The organism is Acidaminobacter sp. JC074, from assembly GCF_022496765.1.
GTDB lineage: Bacteria > Bacillota > Clostridia > Peptostreptococcales > Acidaminobacteraceae > JABXKX01.
In genome coordinates this window covers 354,707-370,514 of the sequence record NZ_VANV01000009.1, presented here as the reverse complement: position 1 = coordinate 370,514, position 15,808 = coordinate 354,707, and the positions used below count along the sequence as shown (strand labels likewise).

Here is a 15,808-nt window from a genome sequence, read left to right as displayed (position 1 = left end):
ACAGAACTATCAGTAGAATGACAATTGAAGTATTAACAAAAGTATATAACGGATTTGGCGTCACAATGTTAAATTCTGTAAATCATAGCGTAACCGACGGGATAAGATAACTATGTCTATATTACCGTAGGTGCGTACCTGCGGTTTTTTTATATCAAATTTTTTGAAAAACGCAGGTGAATCCTGTGTTTTTTTGTATTCTTACATAAAAACATGTCTTACATAGAAGTCGTCTATGTAAAAACTTTTTTAAACTGATTTAGGACATGCAATATACTTTTGTTTGAGATAAAATCAGAAAGCTGACATTCAATTTATATGCACAAGGAGTTATATTATGAAACGCTTTAAAATTATGTTTGAGTACATGAAAGGTAATGTACTTAAATACATAGGCGCCATCGTAGCAATTTTATTAGCAGTAACAGCATCGTTGATTGTACCACTTGTCGTTCGTACGACGATTGACTCGGTTATTGGAACAGATCCAATAGACAATGCCAACATGATAGGGAGATTTTTTCTGTATTTCGGTTCCAAAGAAGAATTGATTCAGATGTTATGGCTACCAGGCATATTAGTGGTTACTTTAACAATTGCAAGAGGTGTCTTTTTATACTTTAAAGGTAAATGGTCTGCTCAGGCATCTGAAACCATTGCCAAAAACTTAAGAGACCGACTATATGGTCACTTGCAGGAATTATCATATGAATACCATGTATCTGCAGAAACAGGTGACTTGATCCAAAGATGTACCTCAGATGTAGATATGATTAGAAGGTTCTTAGGAACTCAAATGGTTGAAATATTCAGAGCAATCTTTATGATTATTACAATTGCATTTATAGTATTAAATTTAGATATGAATCTAGGACTTATATCACTAGCAGTAGTGCCAGTCATATTCTTCTATTCATACTTCTTCTTTAAACGTATCCAAAGAACCTTTAAAGTAGTTGATGAGGCAGAAGGTGCGATGTCTACAACCATTCAAGAAAACCTAACAGGTGTTAGAGTTGTAAGAGCTTTTGGTAGACAGGCTTATGAGATTGATAAGTTTGAAGAAAAAAATGCCCATATGAGAGATTCAGTCCTTAGACTGCTAGAGCTATTTGCTCAGTACTGGTCTTCATCAGATATCATCTGCTTGTCCCAATCTGCACTTGTCCTATGTATCGGTACAGTTTGGACAGTTCAAGGGAAAATCACATTGGGTACACTATTTGCATTTACATCTTACGTAGGTATGCTTTTGTGGCCTGTAAGACAGTTAGGAAGAATCCTGACAGATATGTCTAAGGCATTTGTTGCCATAGATAGAACGCAAGAAATTTTACAAGTGCCTTCTGAAATGACTACTTCAGGAGACAACTTTAGTCCAATTAAAGGTTCTATCGAGTTTGATCATGTAAGTTTCGAATATGAAGAGGGACGTAAGATCTTAGATGATATTTCATTTAAGGTAAATAAAGGTGAAACTTTAGCCATCTTAGGTCCAACTGGATCAGGTAAATCAACTCTGGTTCACTTAATGGCGAGACTTTATGATGTGGACAAGGGTAGTATCAAAATCGATGGTATCGATGTAAAAGATTATAATAAGAAACATTTACGTGAACATGTTGGTTTGATTTTACAAGAACCATTCCTGTTTGCTAAAAATATTCGTGATAATATAAAAATTGCCAAGGCTGATGCTGACCATCACCATGTAGAAAATGCTGCTAAGACAGCTGTTATTCACGATAAGATTGTGGAGTTTAATGAGGGGTATGAGACCCTGGTAGGTGAAAGAGGTGTTTCTCTATCAGGTGGTCAAAAGCAAAGAATGGCCATTGCAAGACGTATCATAACAGATGCACCAGTTGTTATATTTGATGACTCGCTAAGTGCCGTTGATACAGAAACTGATTCGGCAATTAGACATCGTTTAAAGCACACTGATAAGGCTTTAACGACAATCATCATTTCACATAGAGTATCAACATTATCTGAGGCTGATAGAATTATGATCCTAGAAGACGGAAAGATTACAGACTTAGATACACATGATGCTTTAATTAAAAAAGAAGGTTTATATAAGCGTATATGGGAAATTCAAAATGCTTATAAAGAAGAAGACATCATATAGGGGGTGAAGTATGAATACACATGAAGAAAAAGAATTTAGCTCAAATTATGACTTTGCCATCTGGAAAAACTTATTACAGTATTTAAAACCTTTCAGAAAGAACTTTATTGTCTTGGCAGTTTTTATGATGATCCTAGCAGGGACGGATGTTTTGATTCCTTACCTTGCCAAGTTTGCCATTGATCATTTTATTGGTAACAATACCTTAGATGGCTTTGGTTACTTTGTCATGGTCTATGCAATGGCTGTATTGACTATTTCAGGTGTTGTCTACCTGTTTATTAAAGAAGCAGGTAAGATAGAGGCTGGCGTGACTTACTCATTAAGAAAAAAAGGCTTCAAGAAGCTACAAGAATTATCATTTTCTTATTTTGATAAAACAGCTGTAGGTTGGCTGATGGCAAGGATGACATCAGATACCAATAGAATCGGTGAGATTCTAGCATGGGGTCTAGTAGACTTTATGTGGGGTATCTCTATGATGACCATGATTGCAGTCGTTATGTTTGTTGTTGATGTAAAGCTTGCGCTTATTACATTGACAGTTGTACCGTTTTTAGCGATCGTCAGCATCTTTTTTCAAAAAAAGATTTTAAGAGTATCTAGAAAAGTTAGAAAGATAAACTCTAAGATTACAGGTGCTTTTAACGAAGGTATTACAGGTGCAAAGACGACTAAAACACTTGTTAGAGAAGATGAGAATTTAACTGAATTTCAAGAAATTACTTACGATATGAAAAAGAAATCCGTTAGATCTGCTATTATATCTTCTATGTACATGCCGATAGTTATCTCTATGGGTAGTGTAGGTATGGCACTGGCACTTGGCTTTGGTGGTAACGGTGTTATTATGAAGACCATTTCATATGGTACACTGGTACTCTTTGTTAACTACACTGTACAGTTTTACGAGCCGATCAGAGAAATGGCAAGAATATTTGCAGAGCTTCAAGTAGCGCAAGCCTCTGCAGAACGATTACTGTCTATGATAGATACAGAATCAGATATTATAGATGGCGATGAAATCATTAAGAAATACGGAGATTCAGTGGACTCAAAACGTCACAACTGGGAGCCTATTCATGGTGATATAGATTTTAAGGATGTAACTTTCTACTATAAAGAAGATGAAGTCATCTTAGAGAACTTTAATTTAAACATCAAGTCAGGACAAACCATTGCTCTTGTTGGTGAAACAGGATCAGGTAAATCAACAATTGTCAACTTGGCCTGTAGATTCTATGAACCTGTAAAGGGTGATATCCTCATTGATGGTATTGATTATAGACAGCGTTCTCAATTGTGGCTGCATTCCAATATTGGTTATGTTTTGCAAACACCGCACCTCTTTTCAGGTACCATTAGAGACAATATAGCTTATGGTATGTTAGAGGCATCGGAACTTGATATCATAAGAGCTGCAAAGCTTGTTAACGCTCATGACTTTATTATGAAGTTTGAAAATGGTTATGATACTGAAGTGGGTGAAGGTGGTGCTAAGTTATCTACTGGTGAAAAACAACTGATTTCATTTGCCAGAGCCATCTTAGCAAATCCTAAGCTATTCATATTAGATGAAGCGACATCTTCTGTTGATACAGAAACAGAGTTAATTGTACAAGAGGCGATTCAAAAGGTTCTTACCGGAAGAACAAGTTTTATTATTGCACATCGCTTGTCAACGATTCGCTCAGCTGATAGAATATTAGTAATAGAAAAAGGAAAAATCATCGAAGATGGTACACATGATGAGTTGATGAATAACGAAGGTCATTACTTCAATCTGTACACCAATCAGTTTATCGATGAAAAAGAAATTGAAGTTATTAACAAGTAAAAAAGGGTAAGGCCCTTTATAAATAGATGACGGTAATCTTAAAAACTATAAGTTATGATTCTGTGGCAGGAAGAGATGTTTAAGTGTTGGTCGATGATGCTAAAGTCGGCTGTAAACAGGACATCGTCTGGACAAGGTGAAATCCAGATTAGCGAAAGGTTTTTAAGAGAACGTTGTTAGGACGAAAGTGAATACAAGAAAAGGAGTTAAATTCATGAATAATAGATTACGTAAATCAAACAAAAAGGTCAATAACCAAGCAAAGGTCTATAGAAGGCGGTAGTTTATACGCGCTAGGTAACTACTCGCCACACTAGATTTTTGCTCATACGAAATCTAGGAGTGATATTTTGAAAACAATAAGAGCTTACGACGGAACAAATTTTCAAGAGGTTAGCGGTTTACTAGCTACAATGATGAAAGAACATACATTTAAAAATGTAAATGATAAATCTAAGGAGAAATTCTTAGGGATCTTCAACTATGTTGATTCAAAAGATCCAAAAATGATTATGGAATTAGAAAGAACCCTTGCAATGTCTGATATTTGGATTGCATATGACTGTGATGAAATAGTGGGTGTTGTTAGAGGTTCAAAAGATAATATTTTAAACCTGTTTGTACTTGAAGAACATACTCGAAATGGTATTGGACGAGAACTTGTAAAACTATTTGAGGATAAGTGCAAAATGGAAGGTTTTCCATATGTAAGATTGTCTTCAACAGTGGAAGCTGTAGGATTTTATGAATCTCTTGGCTACAAGAAGACAACCGGTTTAAGAATGGCAAGATATTCAGGCAAGAGAGGCTATGAGTATCAGCCTATGATGAAACCATTATTTTAACAACCTAACTTGTTTAGGTTGTTTTTTATTTTCATTTTGTATTAAAATCTGTTAAAATATAGAGTACGTGGGAGAAGAGTGATGCAATTAAGATTAGAGAGAATCAATATAAATATGCATAGTAAAATGCTGATTATAGCAATCGTTGACGCATTAATTGCACAGTTTTATTTTGATTCCTTACCATTTGAATTTAAGTTTTCAATATCTGTAGCAGTGCTACCTATTTATTACTATTTTGATAGAACTTTAAATCCAATTAAAACAGGTTTTTATGTCATGGGGGTCGGTCTTCTATTTAGAACCTTAACCCAATACAATATATATGGTTCCTTTGAAGCGGCCTTTTGGTCTGATTTTCCTTTTGTATATTTTGATATACTCTATGGTGTTATCTTTTATTTTTTATACACCAAATCAGATTCTAAGTCCATTTCACACTGGGCCCTAGTAGCAGTCTTTGGTGATTGGGCAGGTAATACAGTAGAAGCCATCGCCAGATACGGTCCGTCCTTTATCTATACATCTAACTCAACTATGATTTTCTTCCTGGTTGCGCTTATTCGTGTGGTTATCAGTATTGGCATTGTCATGTTTTTAAATTACTATTCGAGATTGATTAGAAAAGATGAACATGAGATACGTTATAAGCAGCTTCTGATGCTGACATCTGAACTAAAAAGTGAAGCCTACTTTATTCAGAAGAATATGGACTATATTGAATATGTCATGGGGGATGCTTACTCACTTTATTCTGAACTTGAAGATATGAGTGATGAGGACATAAAAAAAATAGCCTTAAAAATTGCAACAGACATACATGAGATAAAAAAGAATTATTCGAGAGTTGTGGATGGTCTTGGTAAGATTACCGATGGTGAGGAAACAGCTAGTATCATGAGGTTAACTGAGTTGATTAGAATACTAAGGTTTTCTATTACAAGGTATCTAGAGGACAACAATTCTGATATTCAGTTTATAACCAGTGTACACACAAGTCGTTATGTTAAAGAGCATTACTTGATTATGTCTGTTCTAAGAAACTTGGTTAACAATGCCATAGAGGAGCTGATGAAAAACAACTCTTATGGGACGGTTAAGCTTAAGTTTCATGAACAGGGTAAGTACTTTGTTTTTACCATTTCAGATAATGGTGTTGGTATTGATGAAAAAGATATTGAGTTTATATTTGAAACAGGTTTCTCCACAAAATTTGATGAAGAAACAGGCGATATATGCAGAGGTGTTGGATTAGCACTTGTCAAAGAAATTGTAGAAAATAGATTAAATGGTCGAATAGAAGTGAAGTCTATAAAAAATGTTGGGACAGATTTCTTCGTTTATATCGACAAGGAATTAGCAGGGGGGTAATATGAGATTTGTTATAGTGGATGATGACCATAAGATCATAAGAATTATGGAAAGCATTATTCAGTCTTCTTCACTTGGCGAAGTAGTTGGTGTTTGTCATGAGGGACGTAAAGCGGTTCAAATGGTGTCTGATTTAGAACCAGACATTGTTTTAATAGACCTACTGATGCCAGAGGTAGATGGTATAGCTATCGTCAGTGCTTTGCAATCTTTAAGCAAGGTACCAAAATGTATCATGATTTCTCAAGTAACCAATAAGAATATGATATCTAAGGCTTATGAATCTGGGATTGAGTTCTTTATCAATAAGCCGATCAACAGAAACGAAGTGGCCAAGGTTATTGAAAAGGTAACAGAAAAAATCGACTTGGAAACCAAGTTTGAAATCATGGGCAATATGTTTAGAAAGAACGAAAAACGTGTTGAAAAACCTAAAGATGATCCAATGAGGGCCATTAAGCTTATATTCTCAAAGCTTGGTATAATGGGTGAAAAAGGAACAGAAGATATATTGGCTATATGCAATTACATGATTGAAAACAAGCAATCAACTTTTGACTTTAAAGTAAAAGATATTTGTAAAGAGTTATCTGATAATCCTAAAGCTATGGAGCAAAGGCTGAGAAGAGCTATCAATAAGGGACTTATTAACCTTGCCAATATCGGTATAGAAGATTATATGAATGAGATTTTCTTAGCCTATTCCAACTCACTTTATGATTTTCAAAATGTTAAGGCTGAAATGGATTACATCAGAGGTAAAAGGTCTTCTGGTGGCAAGATATCTATCAGAAGGTTTATAGAGAACATTATTTTGTTAAAGTAGGTATTTATGTTATTTAAATCAGAACGATTAACATATCGATTATGGACTGAAGATGATCTTGAAGCTGGTCTAGCCTTATGGGGCAATCCTGAGGTTATGAAGTTTATTGAGCCTGTACTTGACATAGAACAAGTAAAACGGTCCATTAAAAGAGGTTTACAGCATTATGAGACCTATGGCACTCAGTTGTTTGCCATGGTCTTAGAGGGGAAAATCATCGGTTGTTGTGGTTTTTCCTTCGAAGAAGAGGGTGTTTTTGAGTTTGGCATTCATATCATGCCTGATTATCACAATCAGGGTTATGGTTATGAAGCGGGCAGAGCAGCGCTTGAGTTTTTAAGTGAAAAGGGTGACTACAAAGTTATTGCTGCATGTCTGCCAGAGAACATGGCATCAAGGCAGTTACTTTTAAAGCTCGGCTTTAAGTATCATAATGAAATCTGGTTTGATGATACGAATCGATATGAATCATATTTTGAACTTAATTAACAAAAAGAAACTCTTGTTAAGAAAATGAAATAAATATCAGATGGTTTTTAAATTTTTGTGGTTTTTTGTGAGAATATCGTGTATACTTTAGTTAATAGATGTCAAAGACATTCTAATGATACTTTTATCTAAGTTAAACCCTAAGACAAAAACCTAAGTTCCCCTTAGGTTTTTGTTATTTTTTGTTTTTGAATTGTTAAGAAAATAAGATAGTCAATGAACAAGACTGTTATCGAATGTATGTTTGTGTTAGAATAGAGCATAAGAAGGAGAATTTTATGCTGGAATATATAAAAGGATATGTAGAACATGTAGATGAAGACTACATAGTAGTCGAGTCTAATGAAATAGGATATAAAGTGATGACTTCATTAACGACCATTGCTGAGCTGCAACATCACAGTGAAAAGATCTGTATTTTTACTGAGTTGATTGTAAGAGAAGATTCAATGACCCTTTGTGGTTTTTCATCAAAAAATGAGCTTAAAATGTTCAAACTCTTAACATCCGTATCGGGTGTTGGTACAAAAGTTGGCTTGGCCATCTTATCATCAATCCCTTATACTAGTTTGTATACCATTTTGATATCGGGAGATGTAAAGGTGTTAACCACAGCCAATGGAGTTGGCAAGAAGACGGCGGAGAGAATCATCTTGGAGTTAAAAGACAAGGTCAAAAAAGTCATGCATATATCTGTTGATCATGGTGAAGTGATTCAAGAAACTTTAGACATTGATCATACAAGTTTTGAGGATGCAAAAGCGGCTTTACTTGCACTTGGCTATTCCCATAACGAAATTAACTCGGCAGTTTCAGGTATTGATGCTAGTAACTTGTCAACAGAGGATATCATTAAGCTAGCCCTTAAAAACCTCATGAATAGATAGGAAGTAAAATGAATCGATTTGATGGATTTGACAATTTAGAACATGACCGATTTGTCACACCGAATCTGAAGGAAAATGAGTATCTTATTGACAAGACACTTAGACCTCAGACTTTGGATGATTATATTGGTCAGGAAAAACAAAAAGAAAAACTTAAAATTTTTATACAGGCTGCACAAATGAGAGGTGAGCCACTTGATCATGTTTTACTTTATGGTCCGCCGGGACTTGGTAAAACAACTTTATCCAATATCATCGCAAATGAAATGAATGTAAATATCAAGGTAACATCAGGCCCTGCTATAGAAAGACCTGGGGATTTGGCTGCTATTCTTAACAGTCTTCAAGAAAATGATGTTTTATTCATTGATGAAATACATCGTTTAAACAGACATGTTGAAGAAGTCCTTTATCCAGCGATGGAAGATTTTACTTTGGATATCATGATTGGTAAAGGACCGGGCGCAAGGTCAGTGCGTGTAGATCTGCCAAAGTTTACTCTAATCGGTGCGACTACAAGAGCAGGCCAGTTAACCTCTCCATTAAGAGATCGTTTTGGTGTTATGTGTAAGTTAGAGCTTTATACAACCAAGGAGTTGTCTAGCATCGTAAGACGTTCTGCTCGTATTATGAGTGTGGACATCAATCCAGGTGCGACAACAGAGATTTCTAGAAGATCAAGAGGGACACCTAGAATTGTGAATCGTCTTTTAAAACGTGTAAGAGATTATGCACAAGTGGTAGGTGATGGTGTGATTACAGATGATATCGCAACCAGAGCACTTGACTTATTAGAAGTTGATAAGTTAGGGCTTGATGGGGTGGATCGCCGTATTGTCCTTACAATTATGGATAAGTTCGGTGGAGGACCTGTAGGCCTTGATACATTGGCAGCTTCAACAGGTGAGGAAAAAATCACCATAGAGGATGTTTACGAACCCTATTTGTTGCAACTTGGTTTTATCAACAGGACACCACGTGGTAGAGTCTTAACAAGGCATGCATACGAGCATTTTAACAGACTTTATCTTCTAGAGGAGTAGCTATGAGAAAAATCTCTTTAATTCTTGTTTTATCGTTGATTCTTTCACTTGTTTTTTCTATAATGGGATTTGCTGAAGTAAAAGATGAAACTATCATAAAAATTGGTTTACAGTATACTTCCCTTGATTCAAATGATCAAAAGGCACCGGTTACCATTAAGGGACAAGTACCCTTTGAAATTGGTCAACTTGTAGATGGTGCTTATCAAAGTTTGTGTCAAACGGATATAAGTCAATTTGCTTTTGTAAAAGATGACGGCTATCATGCTGTCATGGGACCTTATGCGAGTTATGAACTTGCCAAGGCAGATACCAAGAAACTTAATGGCGGTTTTGTTGTTTTAAAAGACTTGTTTTATGTTTATGGTATTTCTACCAATCAAAGTACAGCGAACAGTCAAGCTCAGTCTGTAGGTGGGACTGTGGCTTTACCCAATCCAAACTTGGTTGTCTTAAAAGATAGTCAAATTTTGTTTGGTTTAGACACGACAAATGATTATGTTGTAGCGCCTATGAATGCTGAGTTAAAGGATGCCTTCTCGTATTTCGGTGACATGCCATATCGAGGCGGTTTTGGAGCTAAAAGACTCAGTACCAATGATGTCTCTGTTATTAACTATGTCTACATGGATGAGTACCTGTATGGTGTTGTACCGAGAGAGATGGATAAGTCATGGCCGATTGAAGCTTTAAAAGCTCAGGCTATTGTTGCAAGAAATTTTGCTGTAGCAAACTTTAACAAATTTAGTCATTATGGCTTTAACTTAGACAATACGACTTTATCACAGGTTTATGGTGGTTATAAGTATGAAGGTCCTGTATCCAATCAGGCAGTTGATGAAACAAGTGGTTTGGTCTTAAAATATGAAGATACACTTGTGAATGCTTTTTATCATTCTAACAGTGGTGGTTATACTGAAAACAGTGAAAATGTATTTTCGTCACCGCAGGATTATACCAAAGGCATCTATGATCCCTTTTCATTGGGTGCGCCGAACGATTCATGGACACTTGAATATTCCAAGTCTTTTATAGAAAACACTTTAAAAAGTAAGGGTTATAATCTTGGTTCCTTAAAGAACTTCTTTATTTCAGAGTACACAGACAATAACCGAGTTTATGAGGCTACATTTGTTGGTAGCAATGAGACAGTACTTTTACCAAAGCAAGACATTAGAAAAGTATTTGGTTATAATGAAATGAAGTCTACCTTGATTAAGGTTGTGCCAGATAATGCGATAGTTGTCACAGATGGACAAAGTTTTCAAGAAAAATCACCAAGTAACTTGACAGTTATCTCTGGAGATGGTAAAACATATACGCTGGATTCTAACATAAATGTCTTTAGTGGCAAGTCCACTTCACAGGTTACATCTCAAGCAACCAGCTACACCATCCATGGAAAAGGATGGGGACACGGTCTTGGAATGAGTCAGTGGGGCGCAAAGAATATGGCTGAACAAGGTTTAAATTTTGAAGATATTTTGACCTTTTATTATACAGGAACACATATAGAATAGAGGAATTATGAGAACGAAAGATTTTTATTTTGATTTGCCTGATGAGCAAATCGCTCAAACACCTCTGGAAAAGAGAGATCAATCAAAGCTGATGTATCTAAACAAAGTAAGTGGTGCTATTGAGCACCACATTTTTGCGGATGTATTGGATCTTTTAAATCCAGGTGATTGTTTGGTACTTAATAATACTAGGGTATTGCCTGCAAGGATATTTGGTGTTAAAGAAACAGGTGCTACAGTTGAATTTTTACTTTTAAAACAAACAGAAAAAGATGTTTGGGAATGCCTTGTTAAACCAGGTAAAAAAGCGAAAATTGGTTCAAGCTTTACTTTTGGTCAAGGCTTGATGACAGGTGAAGTCGTTGACATTACGGATGAAGGTTCAAGAATGGTTAAGTTTTTCTATGAAGGTGTTTTTGAAAATGTTCTAGAAGAAGTTGGTACCATGCCATTACCGCCTTATATCACTGAGACCCTAGATGACCAGGAACGTTATCAAACAGTTTATTCTAAGCATAATGGTTCTGCAGCAGCACCAACTGCTGGTCTTCACTTTACGGAAGACTTAATGAATAAGATCAAAGAAAAAGGTATTCATATTGCCTACGTGACTTTGCATGTGGGCCTTGGTACATTTAGACCGGTTAAGGTGGATGATGTACTAGAACATAAAATGCATTCCGAGTTTTATATGATGGATGACGAAAATGCAGACATTATTTTAAATGCAAAGAAAAATGGTGGTAGAATCATATCTGTGGGTACTACTTCAACGAGAACTTTAGAAAGCGTTATGCAGCAGCATGGTACTTTAAAAGAATGTTCTGGTTGGACGGAAATTTTCATATACCCAGGTTATGACTTCAAGATTATAGATGGTTTGATTACGAATTTTCATTTACCAGAGTCTACATTAATTATGTTAGTAAGTGCCTTTTCTGATAGAGAAAAAGTATTACATGCTTATGAGACTGCAGTTAAAGAAAAATATAGATTCTTTAGCTTTGGTGATGCTATGATATTATTATAGGAGGCTATGATGGCAATACGTTATGAATTAATAAAGGAGTGTAAGCAATCAGGTGCTAGACTTGGTAGATTACACACACCAAGAGGTATCATCAATACACCGATTTTTATGCCTGTAGGTACAGCGGCAACGGTTAAGGCGATGACACCGGAAGAGTTAAAAGATATGAATGCAGAGATTATTCTGTCAAATACTTATCACTTATATTTAAGACCGGGACATGAGTTGATTGAAAAGGCTGGTGGCCTTCATAAATTTATGAACTGGGACAGACCTATCTTAACAGATTCTGGTGGTTTCCAAGTCTTTTCTTTAGGTGACTTAAGAAAGATTACTGAAGAGGGTGTAGAATTTAGATCTCACATTGATGGTTCTAAACATTTCTTATCTCCTGAAAAAGCAACTGAAATTCAAAATGCCCTAGGTTCTGATATCATGATGGCTTTTGATGAGTGTGCGCCATACCCAGCGGATTATGACTATGTAAAGAAGTCTCTTGAAAGAACAACACGTTGGGCGAAGAGATGTAAAGATGCACATAAGAACCCTGACAGACAGGCTTTATTCGGTATTGTTCAAGGTGGTATGTACAAGGACCTTCGTGAGCAAAGTGTTAAAGAACTTTTAGAACTGGATTTTCCAGGCTATTCAGTTGGTGGCCTAAGTGTTGGTGAACCAAAAGACTTGATGAATGAAGTACTAGACTATACAGTACCACTGCTTCCAAAAGACAAACCGAGATATTTAATGGGTGTTGGTAGCCCAGATGCGCTTATAGATGGTGTTATTCGCGGTATCGATATGTTTGACTGCGTACTACCAACTAGAATTGCTAGAAATGGTACAGCTATGACGTCTCAGGGTAAGGTGGTTATCAAAAATGCCAAGCATATTGAAGACTTTACACCGCTAGATCCAGATTGTGATTGCTACACATGTAGAAATTATACCAAAGCTTATTTAAGACATTTATTTAAGTCAGGTGAGATTTTATCATCAAGATTATTAACAACACACAACCTTTACTTCTTAATTAATTTGATGAAAGATGTAAGACAGGCTATTATGGATGATAGACTTCTTGACTTTAGGGAAGAGTTCTTCCAAAGATACTATGGTAAGTAGTTTATAAACATTTAATGTTTGAGACTTTTCTTTTAGAATTTTCATATTGTTCTAATCAGGCTTTTTTGGTACTATTAACATAGTAATAAATCTTTATTAGATTTGGGAATTATAAAGGAGGCTTCATAAATGGGTTTAAATTTTGCATTATTCACAGCTGCACAAGGTAGCATCTTAAGTATGTTACCAACAATCGTAATATTTGGTGCATTGTTATACTTTATGATTATTAGACCTCAAAAGAAAAGACAAGAGAATGCTCAGAACTTATTGAACTCTTTAAAAGTAGGCGATAAGGTTCAAACCATAGGTGGTTTCATTGGTGAAATTATTCTGATGGAAGATGATGAGTATGTTATTCTTTCGGAGGAATCAAAAGTTAGAATCAAGAAAAATGCTGTGGCAATTCGTGTCAATCCAACTACTGAAACAGAAGAAGTAACGTCTGTTGAAGATGATAACGATAATGATAACGATGATGATTTCAAAATAGATGATTTTGAGATTTAAAATACTCGCAGATTAATCTGCGAGTTGTTTTTTTTCGCTTTAATTATCGACTGGCTTATGATATAATTTTATGTGGCTTAAAAGTAGGGAGGTGTAGTATGAAACACATTAAGACATTAAACAAAGGTACATTGAAGGAAACTGCTTCTCATGCAGGATGTGGCGAGTGCCAAACTTCATGCCAATCAGCATGTAAGACTTCTTGTACAGTAGCTAACCAAGAATGTGAAAATAAATAAGAAATTCTAGCTAATAGTAGTACTTGTACTATTAGCTCGTTTTTTGTTTAAATTCTTGTAGAATGGAAAAGGTGAAATATGATACATAAGTTTGAGAAAAATGGGGTTTATGTTGTACTAGATGTAAACAGTGGTGCTGTGCATGTTGTGGATGAAATGATTTTTGATATATTGGATCATTTTCCTGAGAATCAAGCATCAGAGACTGCAGAGCTTCTAGCTAACAAATACGACAAAGAAGAAGTTATATCAGCCATAGGTGAATTACAGTATTTGATTGACCATGAACAACTTTTTTCTGAGGATGGCTACATTGAGAATCTGGAATTCCAAAACAGAAAACCAGTGATTAAGGCAATGTGTTTACACATCGCTCATGACTGTAACATCCGTTGTAAATACTGCTTTGCTTCGCAAGGTGACTTTGAAGGCGATAGAAGTCTTATGAGTCTAGAAGTAGGGAAGAAAGCACTTAAGTTTTTAGTTGATAATTCAGGTAACAGAAGAAATCTAGAAGTTGATTTCTTTGGTGGTGAACCGCTAATGAACTTTGAAGTGGTTAAAGAATTGGTTAAGTATGGTCGTTCGTTGGAAGAAGAGCACAACAAGCTTTTCAGATTTACAATTACAACGAATGGTGTTTTATTAGATGATGATAAAATTTATTATATCAATGAGCATATGGACAATGTCGTACTCAGTATTGACGGTACTAGAGAAGTTAACGATTTAATGAGATACACAGTTAACGGTGGTGGTACTTACGATATCATAGTACCTAAGTTCAAGAAGCTTGTTGAAAAGCGTGGTAACAAGAACTACTATGTTAGAGGGACTTTCACAAGATTCAACACCAACTTTGCAAAAGATGTCATTCATATGGCTGACTTAGGTTTTAAGTCTACTTCTGTAGAGCCGGTTGTTGCTGAAGGTCACCACGACTATGCACTTCGTGAAGAAGATTTAGAGACTATTTATGAACAATATGATCTATTGGCTGAAGAGTTGGTTTCAAGAAGAGGTAAAGAAAATGATTTTTCATTCTTCCACTTCATTGTAGATCTATCTCAAGGACCATGTGTGGTTAAACGTCTAACGGGTTGTGGTGCTGGGTCTGAGTATGTGGCAATTACACCAGATGGAGATATCTATCCTTGTCATCAGTTTGTTGGCAATGAAGATTTCAGAATCGGTAGTGTTGTAGAAGGTACTTATAACAACCACTTAAGCACAGAATTTAAGAATGCACATGTCTACAACAAAGAGAAGTGTAAGACGTGTTGGGCTAAATTCTACTGTTCTGGTGGCTGTCACGCCAATGCATTCAATTTTAATAATGACATTAACATTCCATATGACTTAGGTTGTGATATGGAAAAGAAAAGACTTGAAGCGTCACTTTACATTCAAGCGAAGTTAATGGAGGAATAAATGATTATTAAATACGAGAACTATTTACCAGAAATTCATGAATCTTGCTTTGTAGCAGAATCGTCTTCTGTTATTGGTAAAGTAACATTAGGTGAGGATTCAAGCATATGGTATGGGGCTGTTTTACGTGGCGATGTTGAAAACATCAAAATAGGTCAGCGTACCAATGTACAAGATAATGTAACTATCCATGTAGCCAAAGGTTTTAAGACGACTATTGGTGATGATGTTACAATTGGACATAATGCTATTGTTCATGGTTGTACGGTAGGCAATCGTGTTTTAATAGGGATGGGTGCCATTGTTTTAGATGGGGCCATCATAGAAGATGATGTTATCATTGGTGCAGGTGCTTTAATTCCACCTGGCAAGGTAATAACATCTAAATCTTTAGTTGTTGGATCACCAGGAAAAGTTGTGAAAACACTAGGTGATGAAGCTATACAAGGTCTTTTGGATTCTGCAAAAGGTTATGTAAAAGAAGCGAACTCACATAAAAAATAATTAATATTGGAGGGAACAAC

At 35.7% G+C, this 15,808-nt stretch carries 15 protein-coding genes; all 15 read left to right on the top strand.

Going from position 1 to position 15,808, the window contains the following annotated elements; all coding sequences use genetic code 11:
* Nucleotides 1–337 precede the first annotated feature (337 nt).
* Complete coding sequence (locus EZV73_RS12190; protein ID WP_240840598.1) at nt 338–2,131, top strand: ABC transporter ATP-binding protein; 1,794 nt, start codon at nt 338–340, stop codon at nt 2,129–2,131.
* A 10-nt stretch (nt 2,132–2,141) separates the two neighbouring features.
* Nucleotides 2,142–3,968 carry an ABC transporter ATP-binding protein gene (locus tag EZV73_RS12185; RefSeq protein ID WP_240840597.1) on the top strand — a complete coding sequence of 609 codons (1,827 nt, stop codon included), beginning with the start codon at nt 2,142–2,144 and terminating at the stop codon, nt 3,966–3,968.
* Between the two features lie 350 nt (nt 3,969–4,318).
* Nucleotides 4,319–4,813, top strand: coding sequence for a GNAT family N-acetyltransferase (locus EZV73_RS12180; RefSeq protein ID WP_240840596.1), 495 nt, complete (start codon nt 4,319–4,321; stop codon nt 4,811–4,813).
* Nucleotides 4,814–4,894: 81 nt separating this feature from the next.
* Complete coding sequence (locus EZV73_RS12175; RefSeq protein WP_240840595.1) at nt 4,895–6,184, top strand: ATP-binding protein; 1,290 nt, start codon at nt 4,895–4,897, stop codon at nt 6,182–6,184.
* 1 nt (nt 6,185) lies between these two features.
* A complete protein-coding gene (locus EZV73_RS12170; protein ID WP_240840594.1) occupies nt 6,186–7,010 on the top strand; it encodes a response regulator in 825 nt (274 codons plus the stop codon).
* A gap of 6 nt (nt 7,011–7,016) precedes the next feature.
* The gene (locus EZV73_RS12165) at nt 7,017–7,499 is read left to right on the top strand and encodes a GNAT family N-acetyltransferase (protein WP_240840593.1); all 483 of its coding nucleotides are present in this window, start codon (nt 7,017–7,019) and stop codon (nt 7,497–7,499) included.
* Nucleotides 7,500–7,777: 278 nt separating this feature from the next.
* On the top strand, nt 7,778–8,386 hold the full coding sequence (gene ruvA, locus EZV73_RS12160; protein WP_240840592.1) for a Holliday junction branch migration protein RuvA: 609 nt from the start codon (nt 7,778–7,780) through the stop codon (nt 8,384–8,386).
* A gap of 8 nt (nt 8,387–8,394) precedes the next feature.
* Nucleotides 8,395–9,429: a Holliday junction branch migration DNA helicase RuvB gene (gene ruvB, locus EZV73_RS12155; protein WP_240840591.1), complete on the top strand. Its 1,035-nt coding sequence runs from the start codon at nt 8,395–8,397 to the stop codon at nt 9,427–9,429.
* Nucleotides 9,430–9,431: 2 nt separating this feature from the next.
* Nucleotides 9,432–10,949, top strand: a complete 1,518-nt coding sequence (locus EZV73_RS12150; protein WP_240840590.1) for a SpoIID/LytB domain-containing protein — start codon at nt 9,432–9,434, stop codon at nt 10,947–10,949.
* Between the two features lie 7 nt (nt 10,950–10,956).
* Entirely contained in the window at nt 10,957–11,979 is a 1,023-nt protein-coding gene (gene queA, locus EZV73_RS12145; protein ID WP_240840589.1) for a tRNA preQ1(34) S-adenosylmethionine ribosyltransferase-isomerase QueA, read from the top strand.
* Between the two features lie 6 nt (nt 11,980–11,985).
* Nucleotides 11,986–13,104, top strand: a complete 1,119-nt coding sequence (gene tgt, locus EZV73_RS12140; protein WP_240840588.1) for a tRNA guanosine(34) transglycosylase Tgt — start codon at nt 11,986–11,988, stop codon at nt 13,102–13,104.
* Between the two features lie 129 nt (nt 13,105–13,233).
* Nucleotides 13,234–13,614 (top strand): preprotein translocase subunit YajC, encoded by a 381-nt coding sequence (gene yajC, locus EZV73_RS12135; protein ID WP_240840587.1) that lies wholly within the window; start codon nt 13,234–13,236, stop codon nt 13,612–13,614.
* A 98-nt stretch (nt 13,615–13,712) separates the two neighbouring features.
* Nucleotides 13,713–13,853 (top strand): six-cysteine ranthipeptide SCIFF, encoded by a 141-nt coding sequence (gene scfA / locus EZV73_RS12130; protein WP_240840586.1) that lies wholly within the window; start codon nt 13,713–13,715, stop codon nt 13,851–13,853.
* A 78-nt stretch (nt 13,854–13,931) separates the two neighbouring features.
* Nucleotides 13,932–15,284 carry a thioether cross-link-forming SCIFF peptide maturase gene (scfB, locus tag EZV73_RS12125; RefSeq protein ID WP_240840585.1) on the top strand — a complete coding sequence of 451 codons (1,353 nt, stop codon included), beginning with the start codon at nt 13,932–13,934 and terminating at the stop codon, nt 15,282–15,284.
* Nucleotides 15,285–15,788, top strand: coding sequence for a gamma carbonic anhydrase family protein (locus EZV73_RS12120; RefSeq protein WP_240840584.1), 504 nt, complete (start codon nt 15,285–15,287; stop codon nt 15,786–15,788).
* Nucleotides 15,789–15,808 lie beyond the last annotated feature (20 nt).

Bases quoted from the DNA above. Each gene is read 5' to 3' on its own strand.
- EZV73_RS12190 (WP_240840598.1), top strand. From the start codon at position 338: ATGAAACGCTTTAAAATTATGTTTGAGTACATGAAAGGTAATGTACTT.
- EZV73_RS12185 (WP_240840597.1), top strand. From the start codon at position 2,142: ATGAATACACATGAAGAAAAAGAATTTAGCTCAAATTATGACTTTGCC.
- EZV73_RS12175 (WP_240840595.1), top strand. From the start codon at position 4,895: ATGCAATTAAGATTAGAGAGAATCAATATAAATATGCATAGTAAAATG.
- EZV73_RS12170 (WP_240840594.1), top strand. From the start codon at position 6,186: ATGAGATTTGTTATAGTGGATGATGACCATAAGATCATAAGAATTATG.
- EZV73_RS12165 (WP_240840593.1), top strand. From the start codon at position 7,017: ATGTTATTTAAATCAGAACGATTAACATATCGATTATGGACTGAAGAT.
- ruvA (WP_240840592.1), top strand. From the start codon at position 7,778: ATGCTGGAATATATAAAAGGATATGTAGAACATGTAGATGAAGACTAC.
- ruvB (WP_240840591.1), top strand. From the start codon at position 8,395: ATGAATCGATTTGATGGATTTGACAATTTAGAACATGACCGATTTGTC.
- EZV73_RS12150 (WP_240840590.1), top strand. From the start codon at position 9,432: ATGAGAAAAATCTCTTTAATTCTTGTTTTATCGTTGATTCTTTCACTT.
- queA (WP_240840589.1), top strand. From the start codon at position 10,957: ATGAGAACGAAAGATTTTTATTTTGATTTGCCTGATGAGCAAATCGCT.
- tgt (WP_240840588.1), top strand. From the start codon at position 11,986: ATGATGGCAATACGTTATGAATTAATAAAGGAGTGTAAGCAATCAGGT.
- yajC (WP_240840587.1), top strand. From the start codon at position 13,234: ATGGGTTTAAATTTTGCATTATTCACAGCTGCACAAGGTAGCATCTTA.
- scfA (WP_240840586.1), top strand. From the start codon at position 13,713: ATGAAACACATTAAGACATTAAACAAAGGTACATTGAAGGAAACTGCT.
- scfB (WP_240840585.1), top strand. From the start codon at position 13,932: ATGATACATAAGTTTGAGAAAAATGGGGTTTATGTTGTACTAGATGTA.
- EZV73_RS12120 (WP_240840584.1), top strand. From the start codon at position 15,285: ATGATTATTAAATACGAGAACTATTTACCAGAAATTCATGAATCTTGC.